The following is a 9,991-nucleotide window of genomic DNA, read 5'->3' on the forward strand; positions in this document are numbered from 1 at the left end:
CGCCCGCGGGGGGGACGAGGGCGTCGGGGGGCCCCGCGGCGCGGGGGTGCTGTGGGGCATGGGCCCGGGGGGGGGGGGGGGTCACGGGGCCGGGGGGGGGGGGGATCACCGCGCTGCGCGGCACCTGCACCGCCTGCAGGCTGACCCCGCCACTGGCGGTGGTGCGCTGGCCGAAGCCGTCCCAGCTATCGATTACCGTCAGCCCGGGGTTGTCCCGCTCGATGAATGCGATATGGGCCTGGCCGTCCTCATCCACGGCCACTGCCGGGACGATATGGGCGAACAAGGCACCGGTGCAGTAGAACTTCTGCCCATCGATCCGGGCCTGGTCGCCGTCGAAGCGGATCTGGCTCTGGAAGGCGCCGACATGCTTGCTACCGGCCTCGGAGAAGGCGTTGCCGAAGCGATAGCCCTGCAGCACTTGGCTGAAGTAGCGACGCTTCTGCTCCTCGTTGCCGGTCTGCAACAGGATATCCACCACCCCCAAGTGGTTCTGCGGCAACTGGCCCAGGGACGGGTCGGCGGCGGAGATGATCTTGATCACCTCCACCAGGGTCACATAGGACACCCCGGCACCGCCGTATTCGCGGGGAATGGTGATGCCCCACAGGCCGCTGGCGGAGAACTCGTCCAGCTCGGCCACCGGCAGGCGCCGTTCACGGTCGCGTACCGCGGCGTCCACGGCGAAGCGCCGGGCCAGGTCCCGGGCGATGCTGATGGCTTCGGCATCGCTGCGGATGATATGGGCAGTGCGAGGGGGTTGGGCTGGGGCTGTCATGGGCCGGTTCCGCTTGCTGGTGGTCAGGATCGACACCCGTCGGGTGCCTGCCGCCAGGACCACTGCAGAACTCGTGCCCAGGAATAAAAACGTTCTATTTCAATGAGCTATGAATAAAACCGACAAAGCACTGCAATACAAAACAGGCAAACTGCCCAACCACTGTTGGCAGGCGGACAGTTGTCGCGGAATCAGATCACCACGTTGCGCACGAAGCGCGTGGGCTGGGTGCCATCGTTGCGGTAACCATGGGGCACATGGCTGGCGAACATCAGGAAGTCGCCGCTTTCCAGGCGGCGCTCGGTGTCGCCGAAGAACACCGTCAGGCAACCCTCGAACACATACAGCTGCTCGCTCCAGCCCTGGGCATCGCACTCGGAGCGGTACTCCTCGCCAGGCTCCAGCTGCCATTCCCACAGCTCCACCTCACGGCGGGCCTCGGCCTTGGACAGCAGCACCGCGCGGCTGCCGGGAATCAGCCCCGCCCAGGCAAGCTCGTTGATACGGCTGGAGTCCCGGGAATCCGGGGCCTGGATCAGGTCGCTGAAGGCCACGCCCAGGGCCTCGGCGACTCGATCCAGGGTCCCGAGGCTGACGTTCTTCTCCCCCGCCTCGATGGCCACCAGCATCCGCCGGCTGACCGCCGACTTCTGCGCCAGGGCACTCTGGCTCAAGCCAGCGGCGTGGCGCAGGCGCCGGACATTGAGGCTGACATGTTGCAGGACCGAAGCCCGATGACTGTTTTCCTTATGCACTCTATTCACTCGCTCCCTGGGCCTGCGCAGTATACTGCCCAATTTCCGGCGCATTGTGCGTCCCCCTCAGGTAGCACGCAAGACCATGACATCCGGGACTTCCAGCACTTCTTTCTACAAGCTCAGCAAGGCCGAGGCCGTACTGGTGCTGATCACCATGATCTGGGGCGGCACCTTCCTCCTGGTGCAACAAGCCATGGGCGTCAGCGGCCCGATGTTCTTCGTCGGCCTGCGCTTCGCCGCGGCCGCCGCCATCGTCGCGCTCTTCTCCTGGTCGCGCCTGCGCGGCCTGACCCTGTTCGAGTTGCGCGCCGGCAGTTTCATCGGGGTTGCCATCATGCTCGGCTACGGCTTGCAGACCGTGGGCCTGCAAACCATCCCCAGCAGCCAATCGGCCTTCATCACCGCGCTGTACGTACCCTTCGTGCCCCTGTTGCAATGGCTGTTCATGGGCAAGCGCCCGGGCTTGCTGCCCAGCCTGGGGATCATGCTGGCATTCACCGGGCTGATGCTACTGTCCGGGCCCAACGGCGCCTCCCTGGATTTCAGCCCCGGAGAGATCGCGACCTTGATCAGCACCGTGGCGATCGCCGCCGAGATCATCCTCATCAGCAGTTTCGCCGGGCGCGTGGATGTGCGCCGGGTGACGGTGGTGCAACTGGCGGTGACCTCGGTACTGGCCTTCGCCATGGTGCTGCCCACCGGGGAAACACTGCCGGAATTCTCCTGGCTGCTGCTGGTCATCGCCCTGGGCCTGGGAGCCTCCAGCGCGGCGATCCAGGTGGCGATGAACTGGGCCCAGAAGAGCGTCTCGCCGACCCGGGCCACGCTGATCTATGCCGGCGAACCGGTCTGGGCCGGGATCGTCGGGCGCATCGCCGGGGAACGCCTGCCCGCCCTGGCCCTGCTGGGCGGGGCGATGATCGTGCTGGCGGTGATCGTCAGCGAGCTGAAGATCAACCGCGGATCGACGCACAGGCCAGAAGCCTCACTGGGCGGTGAGTCGACACCGCCCTGACCCCAGCCACCTACAAGGACGGCGCGCCGGGCTCGGGGCTCGACAGCCAGCCCGGGGCGATCAAGGCCCCATGGTGCTTGGGCTCCAGCGGCAGCGGATCACCTTCAATTTCGCCCTTGTAATAGAAATAGGCCCGGTAGCGGGCATGCCCCTCCGGCATGGCCTTTTCGTAATACAGCACGGTGCCCGGCGGCAACAGGTAGCGGTGCCCGTCGCCCGGGGGGCCGTCGATGACCAGGGCCTTGCGGGTGCTGATCATCTCCTGGGCCGGCGGGTACAACCGTTCCAGGCCGATGGCCAACACGGCGCCCAGGCAGGTGAACAGCAGGGCAAAGCAGCCACGCCGGAGCAATCGGCGGCTGGTGGTGGTTTTGGCTGGGTGCATCCGTGTCGATCCTTGTCCGATGAGTTGCGTGGGGGGCAAACCTTGTGCGAACACCCGGCGAACGGGCGAAGCGGGCATTTGTCTCCTACTTTTGAAAGCGCATGTAACATTTCTGATGGCTATCCAGCCGCGCCTGGCGGTTGGTGATCAAGGGCCTGGCACGTATTATGCGTCATACTTTTCTGCAGATTAGAAGCCTATGTCCCTGATAGTTCTACTGCTTCTGCCGTTCATGGGCAGCTGTCTGGCGGCCCTGTTGCCGCACAACGCACGTAATACCGAATCCTTGCTCGCCGGCCTGGTTGCCCTCATCGGCACCCTCCAGGTGGCCCTGCTGTATCCGCAGATCGCCGAGGGCGGGGTGATTCGCGAGGAGTACGCCTGGCTGCCGAGCCTGGGACTGAACTTCGTATTGCGCCTGGACGGCTTCGCCTGGCTGTTTTCGCTGCTGGTGCTGGGCATCGGCACCCTGGTGTCGTTGTATGCGCGCTACTACATGTCGCCCCAGGACCCGGTGCCGCGCTTCTTCGCCTTTTTCCTGGCGTTCATGGGCGCCATGCTGGGCCTGGTGATCTCCGGCAACCTGATCCAGATCGTGTTCTTCTGGGAACTGACCAGCCTCTTCTCGTTCCTGCTGATCGGCTATTGGCATCACCGTTCCGACGCCCGCCGTGGTGCCTACATGGCGCTGATGGTCACCGGGGCCGGGGGATTATGCCTTTTGGCGGGGGTCATGCTGCTCGGCCATGTGGTCGGCAGCTATGACCTGGATCAGGTACTGGCTGCCGCGGACAAGATCAAGGCCCATGCCCTCTACCCTGTCCTGCTTCCCCTGATCCTGCTCGGTGCGCTGAGCAAGAGCGCGCAATTCCCCTTCCACTTCTGGCTTCCCCACGCCATGGCCGCGCCGACACCGGTCTCGGCCTACCTGCACTCGGCGACCATGGTCAAGGCCGGGGTGTTTCTCCTGGCCCGCTTGTGGCCGTCGTTGTCGGGCAGCGAAGAATGGTTCTGGATCGTCGGCGGCGCCGGCGCCTGTACCCTGGTGCTGGGCGCCTATTGCGCGATGTTCCAGAACGACCTCAAGGGCCTGCTGGCCTACTCCACCATCAGCCACCTGGGCCTGATCACCCTGCTGCTGGGCCTGAACAGCCCGCTGGCGGCGGTGGCCGCGGTATTCCACATCCTCAACCACGCCACCTTCAAGGCCTCGCTGTTCATGGCTGCCGGGATCATCGACCACGAGAGCGGCAGCCGCGACATCCGCAAGCTCAACGGCCTGATCAAGCTGATGCCCTACACCGCGACCCTGGCCATGGTGGCCAGCGCCTCCATGGCCGGGGTGCCGCTGCTCAACGGCTTCCTGTCCAAGGAGATGTTCTTCGCCGAGACGGTGTTCATCAATTCCAGTGCCTGGGTCGAGATCGCCCTGCCAGTGATCGCCACCCTCGCCGGGACCTTCAGCGTCGCCTATGCCCTGCGCTTCACCGTCGATGTGTTCTTCGGCGAGCCGGCCACCGACCTGCCCCACACGCCCCACGAGCCGCCGCGCTGGATGCGTGCGCCGGTGGAGCTGCTGGTGTTCACCTGCCTGCTGGTGGGGATCTTCCCGGCCCAGATCATCGGGCCGTTGCTGGCCGCCGCCGCACGGCCGGTGGTGGGCGGGACCCTGCCCGAATACAGCCTGGCAATCTGGCACGGCCTCAATGCGCCGATGATCATGAGCCTGATCGCCATGTCCTGCGGTATCGTCCTCTACCTGCTACTGCGCAAGCCGCTGGTGCGTGGCCGCTTCGCCTACCCGCCGGGCGTGGGCCGCTTCAATGGCAAGCGCCTGTTCGAACGCTGCCTGGTGGCCCTGACCCGCCTGGCCCGTGGCCTGGAGCGGCGGCTGAGCACCAAGCGCCTGCAAAGCCAGTTGTTCCTGCTGGTGCTGGCGGCGGTGATCGCCGGGCTGATCCCCATGCTCTACAGCAGCCTGACCTGGGGCGACCGGCCGAAGATCCCCGGTTCCATCGTCTTCGTGACCTTCTGGCTGCTGGCCATCGCCTGCGCCCTGGGCGCCGCCTGGCAGGCCAAGTATCACCGCCTGGCCGCCCTGACCATGGTCAGCGTCTGCGGGCTGATGACCTGCGTGACCTTTGTCTGGTTCTCCGCCCCCGACCTCGCCCTGACCCAGCTGGTGGTGGAAGTGGTGACCACGGTGCTGATCCTGCTGGGCCTGCGCTGGCTGCCGCGGCGGATCGAGGATGTCTCGCCGCTGCCCAGCAGCGTGCCCAAGGCGCGTATCCGCCGCCTGCGCGACCTGAGCCTGTCGGTCGCCGTGGGCCTGGGCATGGCGCTGTTGTCCTACGCCATGCTGACCCGGCCGACGCCCAACGACATTTCCTCGTTCTACCTGAGCCGGGCCCTGCCCGAGGGTGGCGGCACCAATGTGGTGAACGTGACCCTGGTGGACTTCCGCAGCTTCGACACCTTGGGCGAGATCACCGTGCTGGTGGCCGTGGCCCTGACCGTGTTCGCCCTGCTGCGACGCTTCCGCCCGCCCAAGGAGAGCATGCAACTGCCGGCCCAGCAGCGCCTGCTGGCACCGGACGTGGTCACCGACCTGGTCAACCCACGCCAGGCCAGCGACACCGCCCTGGGTTTCATGATGGTGCCCGCGGTGCTGGTGCGCCTGCTGCTGCCGATCGCCCTGGTGGTGTCCTTCTACCTGTTCATGCGCGGGCACAACCTGCCGGGCGGCGGTTTCGTCGCCGGGCTGGTGATGTCGGTGGCGTTCATCCTGCAGTACATGGTGGCCGGCACCCAGTGGGTGGAGGCGCAGATGAGCCTGCGACCGCTGCGCTGGATGGGCACCGGCCTGCTGTTCGCCGTGGCCACGGGCCTAGGCGCCCTGGCCTGGGGCTATCCGTTCCTGACCACCCACACCCTGCACCTGGACCTGCCGCTGTTCGGTGATATCCATATCGCCAGCGCGCTGTTCTTCGACATCGGCGTGTACGCGGTGGTGGTGGGCGCGACCCTGTTGATCCTCACCGCCCTGGCGCACCAGTCGGTGCGGGCCCACAAGCCTGCCAGCCAGTCCAAGTCCCTGATCAAGAGCGGAGCCGCCTGATGGAAGAAGTCATTGCAATCGCCATTGGTGTCCTCGCCGCCTCGGGGGTCTGGCTGGTGCTACGCCCCCGGACCTTCCAGGTGGTGATGGGCCTGTGCCTGCTGTCCTACGCGGTCAACCTGTTCATCTTCAGCATGGGCAGCCTGTTCATCGGCAAGGAGCCGATCGTCAAGGACGGCGTCCCCCAGGACCTGCTGCACTACACCGACCCCCTGCCCCAGGCGCTGGTGCTCACCGCCATCGTCATCAGCTTCGCCATGACCGCGCTGTTCCTGGTGGTGCTCCTGGCCTCCCGGGGCCTGACCGGCACCGACCACGTCGACGGTCGGGAGCCCAAGGAATGAACCTGTTGTCCTCGCACCTGATCGTCGCCCCCATCCTGTTGCCGCTGCTGACCGCGGCCCTGCTCCTGCTGCTGGGGGAAAAACACCGTCCGCTCAAGGCCCGGCTCAACCTGTTCTCCAGCCTGCTGGGCCTGGGCCTGGCGCTGTACCTGCTGTACTGGACCCAGGCCGATGGCGCCACCGGCTCCTTCGGCGTGTACCTGCCGAGCAACTGGCAGGTGCCGTTCGGCATCGTGCTGGTGGTCGATCGCCTGTCGGCGCTGATGCTGGTGCTGACCGGCATCATCGGGGTCAGCGCGCTGCTGTTCGCCATGGCCCGCTGGGACGGGGCCGGCGCGAGCTTCCACGCGCTGTTCCAGATCCAGCTGATGGGCCTGTACGGGGCCTTCCTCACCGCCGACCTGTTCAACCTGTTCGTGTTCTTCGAGGTGCTGCTGGCGGCCTCCTACGGCCTGATGCTGCATGGCTCGGGACGGGCACGGGTGTCCTCGGGGCTGCACTACATCACCATCAACCTCCTGGCCTCGTCATTGTTCCTGATCGGCACGGCGATGATCTACGGAGTCACCGGCACCTTGAACATGGCCGACCTGGCCATGAAGATCCCGCTGGTGCCCGAGGCCGACCGCGGCCTGCTGCACGCGGGCACGGCGATCCTGGCCATCGCCTTCCTGGCCAAGGCCGGGATGTGGCCGCTGAACTTCTGGCTGGTGCCGGCCTATTCCTCGGCCAGCGCACCGGTAGCGGCCTTGTTCGCGGTGATGACCAAGGTTGGGGTCTATACCGTGCTGCGCCTGTGGACCCTGCTGTTTTCCGGCCAGGCCGGTGCCTCGGCCTATTTCGGCAGCCAGTGGCTGGTGTACGGCGGCCTGGCGACGATCTGCTGCGCGGCGCTGGGCATCCTCGCCGCGCAGCGCCTGGAGCGCATGGCCAGCCTGAGCATCCTGGTCTCGGCGGGGATCCTGCTCGCGGTGATCGGCTTCGCCCAACCGGCACTGACCGGCGCGGCGCTGTTCTACCTGTTCAGCTCGACCCTGGCCATGTGCGCGCTGTTCCTGCTGGCCGAGCTGATCGAGCGCTCGCGCTCGGCCACCGAGGCCCCGCTGGAGGATGAAGGCGAGATCCTGCCGCAACCGGCGGGTTCGCAAAACCCGCCACGGGGCAGCAACCTCGACGACGAACAGCAAGTGGTGGTCGGCCAGGTGATTCCCTGGACCATGGCCTTCCTGGGCCTGAGCTTCATCGCCTGCGCGCTGCTGATCATCGGCATGCCACCGCTGTCGGGGTTCATCGGCAAACTCAACCTGATCGCCGCCCTGCTCAATCCCCAGGGCCTGGGCAGCAGTCCCGATACCCAGGTGCCGGTGGCGGGCTGGTGCTTCCTAGCGCTGCTGATCCTCTCCGGCCTGGCGTCCTTGATCGCCTTCGCGCGCCTGGGCATCCGCCGCTTCTGGACGCCCGAGGAGCGACCCTCGCCTGTGCTGCGGCGCCTGGAGTGCGTGCCGATAGTGGCGCTGCTGGGCCTGTGCGTGTTGCTGAGCTTCAAGGCCGAGCCGCTGCTGCGCTTCACCCAGGACACCGCCGACAACCTCAACCAGCCCGAGCACTACGTGATGGCGGTATTGGGCACCCGGACGGTGCTCAGCCCCGAAGCCAAGGCCGCGCTGTCGGTGGAGGTGCAGCCATGAAGCGCCTGCTCCCCTCGCCCTTCCTGTCCCTGGCGTTGTGGCTGCTGTGGCTGCTGCTGAACCTCTCCGTCAGCCCCGGCAACCTGCTGCTGGGCGCGATGCTGGGCTTTCTCGCGCCACTGCTGATGCGCCCGCTGCGCCCGCAGCCGATCCGCTTCCGCCGGCCCTGGACCATCCTGCGCCTGTTCCTGCTGGTGGGCCGTGATGTACTGGTGTCGAACCTGCTGGTGGCCTGGGGCGTGCTCAACAACGGCCGGCGCCCGGTGCGCTCGGCCTTCGTCAAGGTGCTCCTGGACCTGCGCAACGCCAACGGCCTGGCGGCACTGTCGACCATCACCACGGTGGTGCCGGGCACGGTCTGGTCCGAGCTGTCGCTGGATCGCAGCATCCTCTTGCTGCACGTGTTCGACCTGAAGGACGAGGCGCAATTCATCCAGCACTTCAAGACCACCTACGAGCGCCCGCTGATGGAGATCTTCGAATGAGCGCACTGATGGATAACGCGATCCTGCTGAGCCTGTTCATCTTTTCCATGGCCATGGTCCTGACCCTGGTGCGCCTGTTCAAGGGCCCCTCGGCCCAGGACCGGGTCCTGGCGCTGGATTACCTGTACATCCTGGCGATGCTGATGATGCTGGTGCTGGGCATCCGCTACTCCAGCGATACCTACTTCGAGGCGGCGCTGCTGATCGCCCTGTTCGGCTTCGTCGGCTCCTTCGCCCTGGCCAAATTCCTCCTGCGTGGCGAGGTGATCGAATGAACGAGCTGCAACAACTGCCCCTGTGGGTGGAAATCCTGGTGGCCCTGTTGTTGCTACTGGGCAGCCTGTTCGCCCTGATCGGCGCGCTGGGCATCCTGCGCATGAAGAGCTACTTCCAGCGCATGCACCCGCCGGCCCTGGCCTCGACCCTGGGCTCGTGGACCGTGGCCCTGGCCTCGATCCTGTATTTCTCGGCGCTCAAGTCGGGGCCGGTGCTGCACGCCTGGCTGATCCCGATCCTGCTGTCGATCACCGTGCCGGTGACCACCCTGCTGCTGGCCCGTGCCGCGCTGTTCCGCAAGCGCATGGCCGGCGACGACGTGCCGGCGGAAGTCAGCAGCAAACGCCAGGAAACCGGCAACTGAGCAGGCGCGGGCTCGCCCCGCCCTTGCCTTGCGGGCGTTCAGGCCCAGGCCAGCACCAGCAGCCCGGCCCCCAGTACCACGCATAAAGGCGAATAGAACAGCGTGTCGAGCCGGGCGAAGCGCGAACCCCGCACCTGCTTGAAGAACCCCACCAGTTCCGAGTCGCCAATGGCCCGGGCGAACATCAGCAAGGCGATGGCGCTGATGACCCACTGCAACGCCGGATGGCTCACGCTCGGCAGCAAGAGCCCGACCCGCAGGCACACCAGCAGCGCCACCAGCAACAGGGCCAGCGCCACCAGCAAGGTTGCCAGCGCCGGCGGCTGGAAGGCCGGCTGGCTCTGCCCGGGCACGGGCCCCGGCACCTGCGGGATCACCGCCTCGCTGCCGCGCTTGCCGCCAGCGGCCCAGTACAGGTGCAACAGGCTGATCGATAAAAAGGTTCCGGCCACTCCCTGTGCAAGCAGATGAGTCATGTTGGACGTCCCTGGAAAATTTCGCTGAAGAATGGACCTGATCGCGCGTTTTGGTAAGTACGTTCGTCGTCTTCGATGCTAAAGTGCCGGCCCATGAAATTCGCCCGTTCCGATCGCTCGCTCGTTGCCTGGATGCTGTATTGCTGCGTCCTGTTCAACGTGTTCGCCTGCAGCATCGGCCATGGCCAGATGCTGGGCATGCAGCTCAACGGCATCGGCGGGCAGTTTTGTAGCGTCGATCCGGCCACCCAGGCGCCCATGCAGGTGCCCACCGACCAGGATTTGCTGCCGACCCTGGCCAAGG

Annotated in this window: 12 protein-coding genes; 8 read left to right on the forward strand and 4 right to left on the reverse strand. The window is 66.2% G+C overall.

Features of this window, described 5'->3' with window-relative positions; all coding sequences use genetic code 11:
* Both ACK6AU_RS30255 and ACK6AU_RS30260 read right to left on the reverse strand, forming a co-directional pair.
* The coding region (locus tag ACK6AU_RS30255) for an acyl-CoA dehydrogenase family protein (RefSeq protein WP_409303335.1) at window positions 1-778 on the reverse strand (778 nt) is incomplete at its 3' end.
* Between the two features lie 191 nt (window positions 779-969).
* A complete protein-coding gene (locus ACK6AU_RS30260; protein WP_185699468.1) occupies window positions 970-1,533 on the reverse strand; it encodes a helix-turn-helix domain-containing protein in 564 nt (187 codons plus the stop codon).
* 16 nt (window positions 1,534-1,549) lie between these two features.
* Between ACK6AU_RS30260 and ACK6AU_RS30265 the strand changes: the two genes are divergently transcribed.
* The gene (locus ACK6AU_RS30265) at window positions 1,550-2,551 is read left to right on the forward strand and encodes a DMT family transporter (RefSeq protein ID WP_409303349.1); all 1,002 of its coding nucleotides are present in this window, start codon (window positions 1,550-1,552) and stop codon (window positions 2,549-2,551) included.
* Between the two features lie 10 nt (window positions 2,552-2,561).
* Here the strand turns inward: ACK6AU_RS30265 and ACK6AU_RS30270 are convergent, their stop codons facing one another.
* Window positions 2,562-2,936 (reverse strand): hypothetical protein, encoded by a 375-nt coding sequence (locus tag ACK6AU_RS30270; RefSeq protein WP_409303337.1) that lies wholly within the window; start codon window positions 2,934-2,936, stop codon window positions 2,562-2,564.
* Window positions 2,937-3,135: 199 nt separating this feature from the next.
* Here ACK6AU_RS30270 and ACK6AU_RS30275 point away from each other — a divergent pair, with 199 nt between their 5' ends.
* Genes ACK6AU_RS30275 through ACK6AU_RS30300 form a run of 6 tightly spaced genes read left to right on the forward strand, consistent with a single transcriptional unit; the run spans window position 3,136 to window position 9,211 of the window.
* A complete protein-coding gene (locus ACK6AU_RS30275) occupies window positions 3,136-6,054 on the forward strand; it encodes a monovalent cation/H+ antiporter subunit A (RefSeq protein ID WP_185699320.1) in 2,919 nt (972 codons plus the stop codon).
* A complete protein-coding gene (locus ACK6AU_RS30280; RefSeq protein ID WP_011060906.1) occupies window positions 6,054-6,398 on the forward strand; it encodes a Na+/H+ antiporter subunit C in 345 nt (114 codons plus the stop codon). Before ACK6AU_RS30275 ends, ACK6AU_RS30280 begins: the two co-directional genes overlap by 1 nt.
* Window positions 6,395-8,086 (forward strand): monovalent cation/H+ antiporter subunit D, encoded by a 1,692-nt coding sequence (locus ACK6AU_RS30285; protein ID WP_409303340.1) that lies wholly within the window; start codon window positions 6,395-6,397, stop codon window positions 8,084-8,086. The genes ACK6AU_RS30280 and ACK6AU_RS30285 overlap by 4 nt, the downstream gene beginning before the upstream one ends.
* Entirely contained in the window at window positions 8,083-8,571 is a 489-nt protein-coding gene (locus tag ACK6AU_RS30290; protein ID WP_409303342.1) for a Na+/H+ antiporter subunit E, read from the forward strand. Before ACK6AU_RS30285 ends, ACK6AU_RS30290 begins: the two co-directional genes overlap by 4 nt.
* Window positions 8,568-8,846: a K+/H+ antiporter subunit F gene (locus ACK6AU_RS30295; protein WP_409303344.1), complete on the forward strand. Its 279-nt coding sequence runs from the start codon at window positions 8,568-8,570 to the stop codon at window positions 8,844-8,846. The genes ACK6AU_RS30290 and ACK6AU_RS30295 overlap by 4 nt, the downstream gene beginning before the upstream one ends.
* Window positions 8,843-9,211, forward strand: coding sequence for a Na+/H+ antiporter subunit G (locus tag ACK6AU_RS30300; RefSeq protein WP_185699323.1), 369 nt, complete (start codon window positions 8,843-8,845; stop codon window positions 9,209-9,211). The genes ACK6AU_RS30295 and ACK6AU_RS30300 overlap by 4 nt, the downstream gene beginning before the upstream one ends.
* Before the next feature lie 38 nt (window positions 9,212-9,249).
* On the opposite strand, the gene ACK6AU_RS30305 is transcribed toward ACK6AU_RS30300, so the two are convergent.
* Window positions 9,250-9,687: a DUF3995 domain-containing protein gene (locus tag ACK6AU_RS30305; RefSeq protein WP_185699324.1), complete on the reverse strand. Its 438-nt coding sequence runs from the start codon at window positions 9,685-9,687 to the stop codon at window positions 9,250-9,252.
* A gap of 93 nt (window positions 9,688-9,780) precedes the next feature.
* Here ACK6AU_RS30305 and ACK6AU_RS30310 point away from each other — a divergent pair.
* Window positions 9,781-9,991 (forward strand): DUF2946 family protein (locus ACK6AU_RS30310; protein ID WP_409303346.1); only part of this gene is annotated, 211 nt, incomplete at its 3' end.

Source organism: Pseudomonas sp. KCJK8993 (assembly GCF_046230915.1).
GTDB lineage: Bacteria > Pseudomonadota > Gammaproteobacteria > Pseudomonadales > Pseudomonadaceae > Aquipseudomonas > Aquipseudomonas piscis.

What these genes read in the sequence shown, in the direction of transcription:
- ACK6AU_RS30295 (WP_409303344.1), top strand. Translation starts at nt 8,568, where the DNA reads ATGAGCGCACTGATGGATAACGCGATCCTGCTGAGCCTGTTCATCTTT.
- ACK6AU_RS30270 (WP_409303337.1), bottom strand. Translation starts at nt 2,936, where the DNA reads ATGCACCCAGCCAAAACCACCACCAGCCGCCGATTGCTCCGGCGTGGC.
- ACK6AU_RS30300 (WP_185699323.1), top strand. Translation starts at nt 8,843, where the DNA reads ATGAACGAGCTGCAACAACTGCCCCTGTGGGTGGAAATCCTGGTGGCC.
- ACK6AU_RS30290 (WP_409303342.1), top strand. Translation starts at nt 8,083, where the DNA reads ATGAAGCGCCTGCTCCCCTCGCCCTTCCTGTCCCTGGCGTTGTGGCTG.
- ACK6AU_RS30305 (WP_185699324.1), bottom strand. Translation starts at nt 9,687, where the DNA reads ATGACTCATCTGCTTGCACAGGGAGTGGCCGGAACCTTTTTATCGATC.
- ACK6AU_RS30275 (WP_185699320.1), top strand. Translation starts at nt 3,136, where the DNA reads ATGTCCCTGATAGTTCTACTGCTTCTGCCGTTCATGGGCAGCTGTCTG.
- ACK6AU_RS30280 (WP_011060906.1), top strand. Translation starts at nt 6,054, where the DNA reads ATGGAAGAAGTCATTGCAATCGCCATTGGTGTCCTCGCCGCCTCGGGG.
- ACK6AU_RS30285 (WP_409303340.1), top strand. Translation starts at nt 6,395, where the DNA reads ATGAACCTGTTGTCCTCGCACCTGATCGTCGCCCCCATCCTGTTGCCG.